Below are 14,780 nucleotides of genomic sequence, written 5' to 3' on the forward strand. Positions count from 1 at the left end.
GCCTGACATCCCGGCAAGCCGCCCGGATATCGAGTTGGGGTCTCTTAGCGAAAAGGGCGAATGCACGCAATGGCCGGATCGGCCACAAACGGTACGCTTTGCACCAACTGCCCTCGGCTCAATCAAAAAGAGCCAGCGCGAAGCTGGCTCCCCGGATTTCATCGTAAACGCGGGTTAATAGAACACTCAGGTTCAAAACCTCACTCTCTGCCCTCTCGGTTCAGAAGCTTGAGGATCTTCTCGCGGTCTTCATTTTCGCGTGCCGATGGATTACGGCGATCGCCGTCGTCCCGCGCGCGCTCCCGGTCTCGGCGTTCTTCCACCCGTGGCGGACGCCGGTCATCGTTTCGGTCGCGATCCCGAGCCTGCTCCCGCTCTCTTTCACGTTCACGGGCCCTGTCCCGATCACGCTCACGATCTCTGTCGCGTTCGCGATCCCAGCCGGGAGGCGGGCGACGATCGTTATCGTCGAAGCGCGGCCGATCACGGTCCCTGTCACGGGCCTGTTCGCGATCCCGTTGCCTCTCCCGCTCCCAGCGATCCCTGTCGCGGTCGCGATCACGGCCCTGATCCCAGCGGTCACGGTCACGGTCGCGGTCCCAGCCGGGTGGTGGCGGGCGGCGTCCATCATCCCAGCGCGGCGGAGGCGGCAATGGCCGCTGCGCACGCCAGTTGTAATCACGCCAGCGATCACGCTCACGATAGAAATTGCGGTCGCGGTAATATGTACCCCAGTAGTTGTCCACGTCGAAGGTCACCAGCGGAATGCCGAGACCACCGTAATAGTCCGGCGCAACATAGACCCGATTGGAACGATAGGACGCCTGCACGTAATTGCCCGACACCCAGCCACGCCCACCGGCAAACGACACATCGCACCAATTGACCGAACTCATGCAGCCGTTGATCGTCACCGGCGCACCGTAGGGAATGACGGTGACGGCGGGGTAGCCTGTGCTGGGACCGGACCGCATGTTGACATTGGCGGTGGCATAACCACGAACCGCCGCCTCGGCGATCGCTGGCGCCACCAGGAGCGTGCAGAAGGCCGCAGCACTCATCAAGAACTTTTTCACGCGGGTTTCCTCCTGAGGAAATTATCGAAACGGGTATTGTTTCCGTATCGATCTTTTATCGCCATAAAATGTCGATTGAACCCGATTGTTCCAGTACGCGGCTGAATAGGTCATGAATGAATTATTGGGCATTCGTTCAGCGTCATGGACGTCCCATAAATGTGGGAAGCCAAATCGTCTTCGCTCAGTTAAAATCAACGGCTTATCGAAAAATAAGCTGCATTTCGTCCCCGCCATCTCGGCCCGTGCCTACAATCATGCCGTCCCGCTTCGGCTACACCGGTCCGCATAACCGGCGAGGCGGGACCGGTGACCGGATGCGCCGCCCTTATGCAGGCGGAAAATCCGGGGCCGCGCAGAAAATGGTCTGCCTCTCCTGATCGCAGGGGACGTGCGTGTGTCGCACACATACCGGCTGGCTGTTCGCAAGAACATAAGCCCGGCTGCCGCAGACGGACCGGAGTTGCGCGGAAAAACACACCGAACGGGACACGCCGTGTGTCATTTATAAAGAATCAATTCGAGGCACCCGACGTGTCCCGGCCGAAACAAGAAAGCCAATCGCAACAAGGAAGGACTCTGCCCTCCTCACGAATCCGAGGAGTGGAAGATACCGCATGAAAGCCCCAGATTATTCCGAATACGAAAAGCGACGCGCCCAAGCCCATGAGGATGCCTGGCGCCTTGCGGCAACCTTCGCCAACATACGCAGCCGTTATTGCCGTTACAGGATGTGTCGCCGCCATCAGCTCTGCTATGGCCCCATGCTGCCATCCAGCCATCAGAACGGCGTGATCCGCGCGCACCAGGAGATCGGGCTGAGCGGCTACGGCTTGCGCCTCTCTTCCGATGTGCATGGCCAACGCCACGGCAGATCGTTACGCCCATGTCCGCAGCATACTGGATCAATTGAAAAAGCTGCGCGAGGACGAAATGAAACACAAATCGGCCTGGGAAGTCCTGCTCCTCATGCAGATACATATGCGCTCTCGGCACAGGGACGCACTGCAGACTTGACTTCTCTCGCCCGACAGCCGACTTCAGCTTTCAAACACGAAGGATCTCGAAAATGACGGAAGCAGCCAGAACCACGGTCGACAAGGATCAGGTCGAGATGTTCTCGAAAATGGCTGCCGAATGGTGGAGCCCGACCGGCAAATTCCGCCCGCTGCACAAGTTCAATCCCGTCCGCCTCGCCTATATCCGGGAGCGCGTCTGCCAGAATTTCGGCCGTGATCCGAAGGCTCATCGCCCGCTTGAAGGCCTTCGTATTCTCGACATCGGCTGTGGCGGCGGCCTGCTGTCGGAACCGGTTGCCCGCATGGGCGCAACCGTCATCGGCGCCGATCCGTCGGAAAAGAACATCGGCATCGCCTCGACCCACGCGAAGGAAACCGGCACGCAGATCGACTATCGCGCCGTCACTGCCGAGGACCTCGCGCAGGCAGGAGAAACCTTCGACGTCATCCTCAACATGGAAGTCGTCGAACATGTCGCCGACGTGAACCTGTTCCTCACCACCTGCGCCTCCATGGTTCGCCCCGGCGGCCTGATGTTCATGGCCACCATCAACCGCACCCTGAAAGCCCGCGCGCTCGCCATCTTTGCCGCCGAAGAAATCCTGCGCTGGCTGCCTCGCGGCACCCATCAATACGAAAAACTGGTCCGCCCGGAAGAGATCGAACGCCCGCTTGCATCCAGCGGTCTCTCCATCATCCACCGCACCGGCGTCTTCTTCAATCCGCTTCAGGATCGCTGGAACCTCTCGCCCGATATGGACGTCAATTACATGCTGCTCGCCAGGCGCGAGGGCTGATTTCACCTCGGCCCCGGCTGTGATAAAGTTTCGTCAACAGCAGGAGTGATCCATGTCGGAAGGCCTGAAAATCACCGTCACCCTCGAACCCGAGGTCGAGGATTTCGTCCGCGCCGAGGTCGAGCGCGGACCGTTCAACTCCGCAAGTGACTACGTCGAGGATCTGATCCGCGAACGCCGCGAGCGCGCGCTCGCCAGACGAAAGCTCGACGCCGAATTGCAGAAGGGTATCGACGACATAGAAGCTGGACGCGTGATGTCGATCGATGAGGCCTTTGACAGCGTCTATGAAGAACTCGGCTGGAAACACCACACCCGATGAAGGTGATCTTTACCCGGGAGGCTCGCCAGGACCTTGCGGATATCGCGCGCTATATTTCGGTCCATAATCCAGTTCGTGCGCGATCCTATGTCGAGGAACTGCGCACAGCCTGCCTCGAAATCGGAGCGATGCCGAATGCGTTCGAATGTATGGACGGTTCCGACATTTCCGAAATTCGTCGGCGGATATTTGCGCCCTACGCCATCTTCTATCGAGTCGAAAAAGCCGGCATCAATGTCGTCCGCATCATTCATGGTGCCAAAGACTATCTGCAGATCCTTGAGCGGCAGCAGAAACCGGACAACTGACCATCCCCACCCTCGACCCTCATGCTACACTTTCATCGAAAGCACTTGGTCGAACAAATCACCATGGCTTTCACCGTTGAGCGCGGCCAGTTCGCGCACTCGGGCACGGTCGATGGATATTCGCCCGCCGTCTGGCCCGTAGGGATTTTTGAAATTGAAAGCCGCAGGCCCCGCCCCATAGTCATGCAGATGCTCGAAACGCCTCACGGCCTCGGCCCAATCGGGACGCCCCTCGGTCCACCACAGGACCAGAGAAGGCCATTGCTTCTCAACCTGCCAGTTCTTGGCATGCTTCAGCGCATCGGCATGCACGCCGGAATAGGAAAACGCCATCAGCGATTCCAGATCGGCCCACAATGACAGCGATGACGGTGCCGTCTCGAAGCCACTGCCCTCGATGAAGCGTGGAAAGACTTGCCGTCCCCAGCTTTCCGGTCCCGGATCGCCGTCATACCCGGACCGTCCGATAAACCCTTGCGCAGTTTCAGCCGCAAGAAAGTTCACCGGCTCCCGCAACCGAAAACCCTCGACTTCGGGACTGTCGTAAGACGCAACGAAAAGGCCGAAATTATAGATCGCCAGTTTCGTCGCTTTTGTCATCTCAGTTCGTATCGTCCGTGAAATCCGGCAGCGGCGCCACCTCGATCCCCTCGTCGATCAGGTCGCGAACCTCGTCGGCACTTGCCTGGCCAACGATCCCGCGGGCATCCGCCTCGCCATAATGGATCTTGCGCGCCTCTTCGGGAAACTTTTCACCGACGTCCTCGGAATTGGCGCGGATATTGGCGACGGCTTCCCGCAGCTTTACCATCGCCTCCTGCCGGGCAAGATCCATCGCCATCTGCTTCTTGGCTTCCTGCTTGCGCGCAGTGGAAACGGAAGGCGCCATCAGCGACTTGGAAATCGAGCCTGAATTGCAGACGGGACAGGTCAGAAAGCCGTTCTTCACCTGCCGATCAAAATCGGCGCTTTCGGAAAACCAGCCTTCGAATGTGTGTGCGTTATCGCAGCACAGGGAATATTTGATCACACTGCCACTCCGCCGGCACCCCGATCAGCATCCGGGCCGGCAACCTCTTCGAGCACGAACGCGCGTGCATTCTTTAAGTTAGGCACCTTTTTGCGAGTGCTCTCGACGCTGTCAAGATCGAGCTCCGCGACCAGAACCTCTTCACCGGCGTCGCCACCCCACGCAAGGATGCGGCCCCAGGGGTCGATGATCAGCGAATTGCCATAGGTCTCCCGGCCATCCTCATGCACGCCGGCCTGCGCCGCCGCGATCAGGAAGGCCCCGTTCTCGATCGCCCGCGCCCGAAGCAGGATTTCCCAATGCGCCTCGCCGGTCTGACGGGTGAAAGAAGCGGGCACCGTCAGGATTTTCGCCCCGGCCACTGCCTGCGCGCGAAACAGTTGCGGGAACCGCAGGTCGTAACAGATCGACATGCCGAGTTTTGCGAACGGCAAATCCACCACTTTGGAGACCGTGCCCGGCTCGTAGGCAGAGCTTTCCCGCCAGCTCTCGCCATTGTCGAGATCGACATCGAACATGTGGATCTTGTCATAGGTCGAGATCAGATGGCCTTGCGGCGAAAAGAGAAAGCTGCGGTTGGCGATCTTGCCGTCGTCGCGGGCAATCGCAGTCGAACCGATATGCAGGAAGATGCCGAGTTCGGCGGCAAGCCCGCGCGCCGTTTCCACGATGAGATCATTCGCCTCGCCGCGCAGAACCTCGCGAGCGGCCTTGCGATCCCGCTGCAGCATGCCGGTCATCTCCGGCGTCTGGACATAGATCGCGCCGCGCGCCGCCGCATCCCGGACCAGCCGGGCCATGTCGTCGGCATTTTTTGCCGGATCGACACCGGACCGCATCTGGACTGCAGCAACCTTGATCATCTTTGGATCCGCCTTTTACGCCAGCATCGCGTCCAGCTTGCCTTCACGATCAAGCGCATGAAGATCGTCGCAGCCGCCAACATGTTCGCCATTGATGAAGATCTGCGGAAAGGTCGAACCGCCATTGGCCTTGGCGATCATCTCGGCGCGAAGTTCCTGGCTATAGGTCGCATCGTGCTCGACGAAATCGACACCCTTGGATTGAAGCAATGCTTTGGCACGCGAGCAATAACCGCAATATTCGCGGGTATAGATGGTTACATCTGTCATGATAGTCTCCGGGGCGCGGATGGGAGAAGACGCGCCGACTGTTGTCTCTCATATAGTTTCGGCCAGTGCCATTGCAAAGGTCAAAACACTGACCTCGGCCGCACCCGCCTTCTTCAAGGCCCGCGTGGCAGCCGAAACGGTCGCCCCTGTCGTATAGACATCATCAATGAGAACGATGCGCTTGCCCAACACATCGGCTTCATGCCCCGCGGCAACGGCAAAGGCCGCCCGGACATTGTCCTCTCGAGCGCGTGCCGTCAGCCCCACCTGCCGCTTCGTTCTCTTGGTCCTGACGAGAGTTGCCGGCAGATAAGGCTTTCCCGTTCTCTTCGCCAGATGCCGGGCAAGCTCTGCGGATTGGTTGAATTTGCGCAGGACAAAGCGCGTCCTGTGCAGCGGCACCGGCAGGATCGCATCGCAGCGATCGAGGCAGTCACGCCCTGCCCGCTCCATCCATCCCGCCATGATTGGCGCAAGGTCGCCCCGGTCCCTATATTTGAGCCCGTGAACCATGTTGCGTGCAGCCCCGTCGAAAATGGTGGCAGCACGCAACCGGTCGAATGCAGGAGGATGCGCGATGGCCTGGGCGCAAAGCATGCCCGGCCCCGCATCATAGGAGAAAGGCAGGCCGAGCACCTCGCAATAGGGCCGCTCGATAAACCGGATCTCGCGCCAGCAGGAGGCGCATACTGCCCCATGCCGCCCCGTAAGCGCGCCGCATCCGAGGCATACCGGTGGGTAGACGATATCGACGATCCGCCTCAGACAGACCGAAGCGGATCGGGCAAAGGTTTTCGCAAGGCTGTGGGCCAAATGCTCGGGCATGGACTTGACAATAAGCGATAGAACGAGCCTTAGCGAAGCATAATCGAGTGGTGGTGATGGAATTTATCTTCGACGAAGAACTGCTGGCGAGCCGCCGTGAACGAGCCATGGCAAATCGCATCGACAAAGCAGATTTCCTGCTCAACCTTGCCGCAGGCGAAATGGCCGAGAGGCTCGCGGTCGTGGAGCGGCAGTTCCCGCTCGCCGTCGAACTGCATGGCGGAACCGGTATCGCCGCCCAAAAGGCGATGGCAACCGGCAAGATCGAGACCATCCAGCGCGCCGAAACCAGCGAGCGCTTCGCCAATGCCGGAGAACAATTTCTGTCGGCGGCCCTCGATGACGTGCCGGTCGAGCCGGTATCGGTCAATCTCGTGCTTTCCCCGATGGCGCTGCATGTGGTCAACGACCTGCCGGGCACGCTGGTGCGCATCCGCCGCGCACTCAAACCTGACGGCCTCTTCCTCGCAGCCATTCCGGGTGCCGGAACACTTGCCGAACTGCGCGACGTCCTGCTTGCAGCCGAAGCCGAATTGACAGGCGGCGCAAGCCCCCGCGTCATTCCGTTTGCCGATGTGCGTGATATCGGCGGACTGCTCCAGCGGGCGGGTTTCGCCCTGCCGGTCGTGGATGCCGAGACCTATACGGTGCGTTATGACAGCCTGTTCCCGCTGATGCGCGACCTGCGCGCCATGGGCATGGCCAACCCCTTGAAGGGCCGCAGCCGCAAGCCGTTGGGTCGATCATTTTTCCTGAGAGCCGCGGAAATCTATGCCGAGCGTTATTCGGATCCCGATGGCCGCATCAGGGCGACCTTCTCGATCATCTACGTCTCGGGCTGGGCGCCTCACGAAAGCCAGCAGCAGCCGCTGAAACCCGGCTCTGCCAAGGTCCGCCTCGCCGACGCCCTGAAAAATCTGGAGGATTAACGCAGAAGCCGGCCTGGCGCCCGAACCGCGTTGCAGCCACTCGAAACCGTCTTATCTGGCCGCGTTGGCGTAAGTGTTGGTGAGGTAGCCGAACATGTTGTTCATCGCGCCATAATAGGTGCCAAGTCCGGTCGCGAACGTCACACCGATAAGGGCGATAATCAAGCCATATTCGACGGCCGTCGCGCCACTCATATCCTTGAGAAAACTGCGGAAGAGGCGCATCGGTCGTCCTTGGAATTTAACCGGTGAAAAAGTCCGTTCGATCATGCGCCGGAGCTGTTCAGCAATCACCGTCGGCTCCGTAACCCTGAACGATGCAAACCGAACCGGGCGTCTCTTGTAGAACGCTCCTGCGTATCGTGTAGTGCTTCGAGCCGCTTTCTGCGGGCTTGATGGAACCCGTCGTCAGCATGTCGAAGTCTTCCTGCACATGCGCAAGGCGCTTCTGGTCCGACCGCTCCGCCAGCATCGGCGTCACGATCAGCGACAGGGCAATCGCGGCGGTCCCGAAAAGCAGCGCAATATTCAGCGCTCCGGTCTTGCCGGACCTGTACGTCGCCCGCTGGCGATTGCGCACAGTTTTCCAGAACTCGTCGTCCATTGTCCCGAAGCCTCGTCAGATCATTACGTGCCTGGCCACAAAGATGCCAGAATCCGTTGAACGAACTGTTAACGCGAGATAAATCCGACGGCTCTAATTTTACCTAAAGAAGGTCTTGCAGGATCGGTATCAGCGGCTCATCGGCCGGCGGCATGGGATAATCGCGCAGCGCATTAGGCCTCACCCATTTGATCTGCTGCCCTTCGCGCCCAGTCGGAACGCCTTCGAACCGGCGACAGACATAGAGCGGCATCAGCAGATGAAACGTCTCGTAGGTATGGCTGGCAAAGGTGAGCGGCGCTAGGCAGGCCACTTTCGTGGTGATCCCCAGTTCCTCGTGAAGCTCCCGCACCAGCGTCTCTTCCGGCGTTTCCCCGGGCTCAACCTTGCCGCCCGGAAATTCCCACAGCCCCGCAAGCGACTTCCCCTCCGGCCGTTGCGCCAACAGGATCCGGCCATCGGCATCGATCAGCGCGCAGGCCGAAACGAGAAGCAGTTTTCTCTGTTCGCTCATGATTTCCGCCAGTAACGATAGGAATAGGCTTTGGTGAAGCCGAACCGGTGATAGAGCGCGATCGCGGCCTCATTGGTCGCTTCGACCTGCAGCCAGGCGGTTCTCGCACCGCTGATCCGGGCCCAACGCAGTGCCGAGGACAGCATATCGGTCCCGACCCGCTCGCGGCGATGGGAAGGTGCAACGGCAAGCGACAGGATGCCCGCGAGATCGTTATCCTGGACACAAAGCACGGTCGCAACCGCACCATTACCTGGGTCCTGCTTCATGAAGAAACCGGATGTCGGCTTGATGGCGCTGAGGATTTCCGCAAGCGCCGGCTTCAACGCCGGATCGTCGCCTGCAACGGAAAGACAGGCGTCGGCAAAACGCCCGATATCATGGCTCGGCAGATAATCGAGCGTATCGGACAATTCCAGCCGGGAAAGGTCCACCGTCATGACATCCGCCGTCTCGAAGATCTCCCAGCCGGCACGTTCCAGATGCTCGATCATCACAGGCGGTGCGAGCGGCGTTTCCCGCAGAACAAGCGTCCTGCCATAATCCGCAAAACGCTTGGCAGCCTTGGTCAGCCTCAGATCGAGATCCCGATGATCGGACGGGTCGAGCGGCACGACACAATTGACCCGCTTGGACGGATGCCCGCCGGTCAGCCGCACTTGCCAGCTTCCGTCATAGACGACAGAAGCGGCAGGCCAAGCGCGAAAACCAACGGCTTCGAGCCTTCGGACCAACGGCAGATCGGGGGTAGCGGAAGATGCTGCCATTACCCGCATCAGCTCCGGTAATCGCCGTTGATGGCGACATATTCCTTGGTCAGGTCGCAGGTCCAGACCGTCGCCTTGCCCGATCCGAGACCGAGTTCGACCTTCACCGGAATGTCCTGTTTCTTCATCACGGCAGATGCAGCGTCTTCCGAATAGGAGGGATCGCGCTCGCCATTGACGGCAACGCGGACATCGCCGAACCAGATCGCCAGCTTGTCGCGATCGGCAGCTTCGCCGGCCTTGCCGACAGCCATGACGATACGGCCCCAATTGGCGTCTTCGCCAGCAGCCGCAGTCTTGACCAGCGGCGAATTGGCGATCGACAGCGCAATCGTCTTGGCAGCGGCATCGCTTTCCGCACCGGTGACGGTGATTTCAAGCATCTTGGTGGCGCCCTCGCCATCGCGGGCGACCTGGATCGCCAGGTCCTTCAGGAGCGCGTTGAGCGCCTCACGGAAGGAGGCGAGCGCCGGGTCATTGGCATCGGCAATCGTCTTCTGGCCGTCAGCAGCGGCAGCGCCCGTGGCAAACAGCATAAGCGTGTCGGAAGTCGATGTGTCGCTATCGACCGTCATCGAATTGAAGCTCGGCTCGACACCGGCCGACAGCATCGATTGGAGTGCCGCGGACGAAATATCAGCGTCGGTAACGACGAAGGAGAGCATCGTCGCCATGTCGGGCGCGATCATGCCGGCGCCCTTGGCGATCCCGTTGATCGTCACCGTCACGTCGCCGATCTCGGCGGTGCGGGTCGCAACCTTGGGATAGGTATCCGTCGTCATGATCGCCTTGGCGGCTTCCTGCCAGAAATCGCCGGTCGCGGTCTTGTTCATGTCGCCCAGAACGCCGGCAAACTTGGTGGCGTCGAGCGGCTCACCGATGACGCCGGTGGAGGCGAGATAAATCTCGTTCTCGCCGCAGCCGACAGCCTCGGATGCGGACTTCGCCGTCAGCGCCGTCGCAGCCTTGCCCTTGATGCCGGTGAAAGCGTTCGCATTGCCCGAATTGACCACCACTGCACGGGCAACGCCATGCGAAAGGTTCGAGCGGCAGAAATCGACCGGAGCGGAAGGGCACTTGGACTTGGTGAACACGCCGGCAACCGCCGCAGGCTTGTCGAAAACCATCAGCAGCACATCGGTGCGGCCCTTGTACTTGATGCCGGCAGCAGCCGTCGCCATCCGCACACCGCGGACTTCAGGCATTTCAGGATAGGATTTCGGTGCGAGCGGGGAGATGGAAGCGGACATGTGACGGGACCTGGCTGATAAGTGTGGTCGGGCAATCGTTGGCGGCGTGTGATGACGCGATCCCCTCACCAACAAACTCTAAGACTTAGCCTATGGCCAAGATCTTGATTTTGTAACCTCTCCCACAAGGGGAGAGGTAGGGCGCCGAGCTCGCGGCATCGGTATCTCTCCCCTTGTGGGAGAGAAAGCAATTTCGAAATCTTGAGCCGCAGCTAAGTTTCTGAAATTGCAAGTGAGGGGGCCGATGCCCCCTCCTTCAGTTCACTATCAGGGCTTTGCGGCCGGCGCTTCGACCGGGGCGGCAGCATCGCCAGCGCCGTCCTGCATCTTGCCGACTTCCTCATAACCCTTCTTCAGGGCTTCGTCGGTGATCTCGACCTTCTGCTCATCCTTGGCCTTCTGAAGGATGGCGACATACTTGTCGCGCATGACGAGCTGCTTCACCTGATCCTGAACCTGTTCCAGAGCCGGCGGCGGTGCGTCGCGCTTGTCTTCGACCTTGATGACGTGGAAACCGAACTGGGTCTTCACCGGGGTCTTGGTATAAGCACCCTTTTCGAGACCGAAAGCGGCTTCTTCGAATTCCGGCACCATGCGACCCGGACCGAACCAGCCGAGATCGCCACCGTCATCCTTGTTGCTGTCCTGGCTCTTTTCCTTGGCGATCGCAGCAAAATCTTCGCCCTTGTCGAGCTGTGCGATGATCGCCTTGGCTTCATCCTCGGTCTTCACCAGGATATGGGCGGCCTTGACTTCTTCCTGCTTCGGAAGGGCAGCAATTTCCTTGTCGTAGCGAGCCTTGACCTCTTCATCGGTCGTCGCTTCGACGACGTGCTTGCGGAAAAAGGCGTTGTGCAATTCGCGATCGCCGATATAGGCCATGCGCTTCTTGAAGTCGTCGGTCTTGTCGACGCCTTCGGCAAGTGCGCCGCTGGCGAGCAGCTTTACGTCGATCGCACCCGAAAGGGCCGCGACCTTCTTCTGCTCGTCCGGCAACTGGGCCAGCTGCGGGTCGAGGTTCTGGACCGCAAGATCAAGTTCCGACTGAGTGATTTCGAGCGTGCCGACCTTGGCGACGACCTTGTCTTCCTGCGCGAATGCAGGAGCCTGGAACGAAATCGCAGCAGCGATTGCCGCGGTTACGAGAAGTTTGTGGCGCAACATAAGTTACCTTTCGCATGGATGCCGGTCTCAAGGGTTTGGATCCGGCCTGAATCCTTCACAAACACCGGAATGTGGCCATAGTGTATCGGCCGCAACCGTTGACATAATTCGGACCCCCTCTTATCTGTCACGCAACTTGGCGTCCAGAAGAGTTTCCGGGCGTTGCGGGACAATTTGCCGGCATTGGAAGCAACCTTTTTCCGACCTGCAATCCCATGGCACTGAGATCAGAAAGGACCATTCGCATGGTCAGCTTCGGCGGCATCGCCCGCAAACTGTTCGGTTCGGCTAACGACCGCCGTGTACGCGGCTACAAGCCGACCCTCGCCAAGATCAATGCCATCGAGGAAGCGACCAAGGCACTGACCGATGAGCAACTCGCCCATAAGACGGTCGAGTTCCGTCAGATGCTGGCGGATGGCAAGACGCTTGATGACATCATGATCCCGGCCTTTGCCGTGGCGCGGGAAGCGTCCCGCCGCGTGCTCGGCATGCGCCCCTTCGACGTGCAGCTCACCGGCGGCATGATCCTGCATGACGGCGCGATCGCCGAAATGAAGACAGGTGAAGGCAAGACGCTGGTCGGCACCCTGCCGGTCTACCTCAACGCCCTTTCGGGCAAGGGCGTGCATGTCGTTACCGTCAACGACTACCTCGCCCAGCGCGACGCCGGCATCATGAGCCGTCTTTACAGCTTCCTCGGCCTGTCGACCGGCGTCATCGTCCACGGTCTCGACGACGAGCAGCGCCGTGCGGCCTATGCCTGCGACATCACCTACGCGACGAATAACGAACTCGGCTTCGATTATCTGCGCGACAACATGAAATACGAGCGCGGCCAGATGGTTCAGCGCGGCCACAACTACGCGATCGTCGACGAAGTGGACTCGATCCTTGTCGACGAAGCGCGCACGCCGCTGATCATCTCCGGCCCGCTGGACGACCGTTCTGACCTCTACACGACGATCGATACCTATATCCCGCTTCTCTCCGAAGAAGATTACGAGATCGACGAGAAGCAGCGGTCGGCCAACTTCTCCGAAGTCGGCACCGAAAAGCTCGAAAACCTGCTGCGTCAGGCCGGTCTCCTGAAGGGCGAATCGCTCTACGACGTCGAGAATGTCGCGATCGTCCACCACATCAACAACGCGCTGAAGGCCCACAAGCTCTTCACCCGCGACAAGGACTATATCGTCCGCAACGACGAAATCGTCATCATCGACGAATTCACCGGTCGCATGATGCCGGGCCGCCGCTTCTCGGAAGGCCAGCACCAGGCGCTGGAAGCCAAGGAAAAGGTGACGATCCAGCCGGAGAACCAGACACTCTCCTCGATCACCTTCCAGAACTATTTCCGCATGTATTCCAAGCTTGCCGGCATGACCGGTACGGCGCAGACGGAAGCTGAAGAATTCGGCAACATCTACAAGCTCGAAGTCATCGAAGTCCCGACCAACCTGCCGATCGCCCGTATCGACGAGGACGACGAGGTCTACCGGACGTTCGAGGAAAAGTTCAAGGCGATCATCGTCGAGATCAAGGCCGCCCACGATCGCAACCAGCCGGTTCTCGTCGGCACCACCTCGATCGAAAAATCCGAACTTCTGGCCACCATGCTGCGCCAGTCCGGCTTCGAAAAGTTCAACGTTCTGAACGCCCGTTACCACGAGCAGGAAGCCTATATCGTTTCCCAGGCAGGTGTTCCGGGCGCCGTGACGATCGCCACCAACATGGCCGGCCGCGGTACCGACATCCAGCTCGGCGGCAATGTCGACATGCGTCTTGAGCGCGAACTCGAAGGTATCGAGGACGAAGCCGAGCGCAATGCCAAGGAAGCGGCCATCCGCGCCGAGATCAAGGAACTCAAGGTCAAGGCTCTGGAAGCCGGCGGTCTCTACGTCATCGCCACCGAGCGCCACGAAAGCCGCCGTATCGACAACCAGCTGCGCGGCCGTTCCGGCCGTCAGGGTGACCCCGGCCGTTCGAAATTCTTCCTGTCGCTGCAGGACGACCTGATGCGCATCTTCGGCTCCGACCGCATGGACGGCATGCTGCAGAAGCTGGGCCTGAAGGAAGGCGAGGCGATCGTCCATCCGTGGATCAACAAGGCGGTCGAACGCGCCCAGAAGAAGGTCGAAGCCCGTAACTTCGACATCCGCAAGAACCTCCTGAAATATGACGACGTCACCAACGACCAGCGCAAGGTGATCTTCGAGCAGCGCATCGAGATGATGGACGCCGAAGACGTGTCCGAAACCATCGAGGACATGCGCAACGAAGTCATCGAGGTCATGGTCGCCAAGCACATCCCCGAGCGCGCCTATGCCGAACAGTGGGATGCGCCCGGCCTGCACCAGGATGTCCAGCGCCTGCTCAATCTCGATCTTCCGGTCGAGGACTGGGTCAAGGAAGAAGGCATCGGCGAGGACGACATCCGCGAGCGCATCACCGAGGCTGCGGAAGCAGCCGTCAAGGATCGCCGCGAACGCTTCGGCAACGAGGTGATGAACTATGTCGAGCGCTCGATCGTGCTGCAGACTCTCGATCACCTGTGGCGCGAGCATATCGTCAATCTCGACCATCTGCGCTCGGTCATCGGTTTCCGCGGTTACGCCCAGCGCGATCCGCTGCAGGAATACAAGGCCGAAGCCTTCGAACTCTTCCAGGCGCTGCTGGCCAACCTGCGCGAAGCCGTCACCGCCCAGATGATGCGTGTCGAGCTGATGCAGACCCCGGAGCCGCCGGTTCCGCCGCAGACCTATGAAGAGCATCACCTCGATCCGATGACCGGCGAAAACCAGGTTACCGGCCGCGACGACGAAAACTTCATCGCCGCTCCCGAAGACCGCCGTCCGGAAGATCAGTCCACCTGGGGCAAGATCGGCCGCAACGAGGCCTGCCCCTGCGGTTCCGGCAAGAAATACAAGCATTGCCACGGCGCCTTCGAACAGGCCTGAGGCTTAAACAACAGTGATATAAACGCCGCCCAACGGGCGGCGTTCTGCTTTTCAGAGCGGCCGTAGCCACAAGCCTACCGGCACC

At 60.0% G+C, this 14,780-nt stretch carries 17 protein-coding genes; 5 read left to right on the forward strand and 12 right to left on the reverse strand.

The genetic code is table 11. The annotated features are described in order from the left end of the window. Positions 1-200 precede the first annotated feature (200 nt). A complete protein-coding gene (locus JNB91_RS04190) occupies positions 201-1,076 on the reverse strand; it encodes an SH3 domain-containing protein (protein WP_430736240.1) in 876 nt (291 codons plus the stop codon). 1,069 nt (positions 1,077-2,145) lie between these two features. Here JNB91_RS04190 and ubiG point away from each other — a divergent pair. From ubiG to JNB91_RS04205, 3 genes are read left to right on the forward strand one after another with little or no spacing between them, the layout of a single operon-like run. Beyond that, positions 2,146-2,892 carry a bifunctional 2-polyprenyl-6-hydroxyphenol methylase/3-demethylubiquinol 3-O-methyltransferase UbiG gene (ubiG, locus tag JNB91_RS04195; RefSeq protein ID WP_220324284.1) on the forward strand — a complete coding sequence of 249 codons (747 nt, stop codon included), beginning with the start codon at positions 2,146-2,148 and terminating at the stop codon, positions 2,890-2,892. 52 nt (positions 2,893-2,944) lie between these two features. After that, positions 2,945-3,214 (forward strand): ribbon-helix-helix domain-containing protein, encoded by a 270-nt coding sequence (locus tag JNB91_RS04200; RefSeq protein ID WP_220324285.1) that lies wholly within the window; start codon positions 2,945-2,947, stop codon positions 3,212-3,214. Beyond that, the gene (locus tag JNB91_RS04205; protein WP_220324286.1) at positions 3,211-3,522 is read left to right on the forward strand and encodes a type II toxin-antitoxin system RelE/ParE family toxin; all 312 of its coding nucleotides are present in this window, start codon (positions 3,211-3,213) and stop codon (positions 3,520-3,522) included. The genes JNB91_RS04200 and JNB91_RS04205 overlap by 4 nt, the downstream gene beginning before the upstream one ends. A 24-nt stretch (positions 3,523-3,546) precedes the next feature. Here the strand turns inward: JNB91_RS04205 and JNB91_RS04210 are convergent, their stop codons facing one another. The 5 genes from JNB91_RS04210 to JNB91_RS04230 are packed head-to-tail and all read right to left on the reverse strand — an operon-like array spanning position 3,547 to position 6,510. Then, positions 3,547-4,122, reverse strand: coding sequence for a DUF3291 domain-containing protein (locus JNB91_RS04210; protein ID WP_220324287.1), 576 nt, complete (start codon positions 4,120-4,122; stop codon positions 3,547-3,549). 1 nt (position 4,123) lies between these two features. Beyond that, entirely contained in the window at positions 4,124-4,552 is a 429-nt protein-coding gene (locus JNB91_RS04215; protein WP_220324288.1) for a DUF1178 family protein, read from the reverse strand. Further along, positions 4,549-5,415 carry a carbon-nitrogen hydrolase family protein gene (locus JNB91_RS04220; protein ID WP_220324289.1) on the reverse strand — a complete coding sequence of 289 codons (867 nt, stop codon included), beginning with the start codon at positions 5,413-5,415 and terminating at the stop codon, positions 4,549-4,551. The genes JNB91_RS04215 and JNB91_RS04220 overlap by 4 nt, the downstream gene beginning before the upstream one ends. Positions 5,416-5,430: 15 nt before the next feature. Beyond that, entirely contained in the window at positions 5,431-5,685 is a 255-nt protein-coding gene (gene grxC, locus JNB91_RS04225; protein WP_220324290.1) for a glutaredoxin 3, read from the reverse strand. A 48-nt stretch (positions 5,686-5,733) separates the two neighbouring features. Further along, complete coding sequence (locus JNB91_RS04230) at positions 5,734-6,510, reverse strand: ComF family protein (RefSeq protein ID WP_220324291.1); 777 nt, start codon at positions 6,508-6,510, stop codon at positions 5,734-5,736. A 56-nt stretch (positions 6,511-6,566) separates the two neighbouring features. Between JNB91_RS04230 and JNB91_RS04235 the strand changes: the two genes are divergently transcribed. Beyond that, complete coding sequence (locus JNB91_RS04235; RefSeq protein ID WP_220324292.1) at positions 6,567-7,439, forward strand: methyltransferase domain-containing protein; 873 nt, start codon at positions 6,567-6,569, stop codon at positions 7,437-7,439. 51 nt (positions 7,440-7,490) lie between these two features. Here the strand turns inward: JNB91_RS04235 and JNB91_RS04240 are convergent, their stop codons facing one another. The 6 genes from JNB91_RS04240 to JNB91_RS04265 all read right to left on the reverse strand — a co-directional run bounded on the left by JNB91_RS04240 (position 7,491) and on the right by JNB91_RS04265 (position 11,738). Next, positions 7,491-7,733 carry a Flp family type IVb pilin gene (locus JNB91_RS04240; RefSeq protein ID WP_430736241.1) on the reverse strand — a complete coding sequence of 81 codons (243 nt, stop codon included), beginning with the start codon at positions 7,731-7,733 and terminating at the stop codon, positions 7,491-7,493. Next, a complete protein-coding gene (locus tag JNB91_RS04245; protein WP_220324293.1) occupies positions 7,723-8,043 on the reverse strand; it encodes a hypothetical protein in 321 nt (106 codons plus the stop codon). The genes JNB91_RS04240 and JNB91_RS04245 overlap by 11 nt, the downstream gene beginning before the upstream one ends. A 103-nt stretch (positions 8,044-8,146) precedes the next feature. Further along, a complete protein-coding gene (mutT, locus tag JNB91_RS04250; RefSeq protein WP_220324294.1) occupies positions 8,147-8,557 on the reverse strand; it encodes an 8-oxo-dGTP diphosphatase MutT in 411 nt (136 codons plus the stop codon). Further along, complete coding sequence (locus JNB91_RS04255; RefSeq protein WP_220324295.1) at positions 8,554-9,324, reverse strand: GNAT family N-acetyltransferase; 771 nt, start codon at positions 9,322-9,324, stop codon at positions 8,554-8,556. The genes mutT and JNB91_RS04255 overlap by 4 nt, the downstream gene beginning before the upstream one ends. 8 nt (positions 9,325-9,332) lie before the next feature. Further along, entirely contained in the window at positions 9,333-10,574 is a 1,242-nt protein-coding gene (argJ, locus tag JNB91_RS04260; protein ID WP_220324296.1) for a bifunctional glutamate N-acetyltransferase/amino-acid acetyltransferase ArgJ, read from the reverse strand. A gap of 267 nt (positions 10,575-10,841) precedes the next feature. Next, entirely contained in the window at positions 10,842-11,738 is an 897-nt protein-coding gene (locus tag JNB91_RS04265; RefSeq protein ID WP_220324297.1) for a peptidylprolyl isomerase, read from the reverse strand. A 245-nt stretch (positions 11,739-11,983) separates the two neighbouring features. Between JNB91_RS04265 and secA the strand changes: the two genes are divergently transcribed. Further along, positions 11,984-14,695, forward strand: coding sequence for a preprotein translocase subunit SecA (gene secA, locus JNB91_RS04270; RefSeq protein WP_220324575.1), 2,712 nt, complete (start codon positions 11,984-11,986; stop codon positions 14,693-14,695). The last annotated feature ends 85 nt before the right edge of the window (positions 14,696-14,780 follow it).

This window comes from Aliirhizobium wenxiniae (genome assembly GCF_019511445.1).
Classification (GTDB): Bacteria; Pseudomonadota; Alphaproteobacteria; order Rhizobiales; family Rhizobiaceae; genus Neorhizobium; species Neorhizobium wenxiniae_A.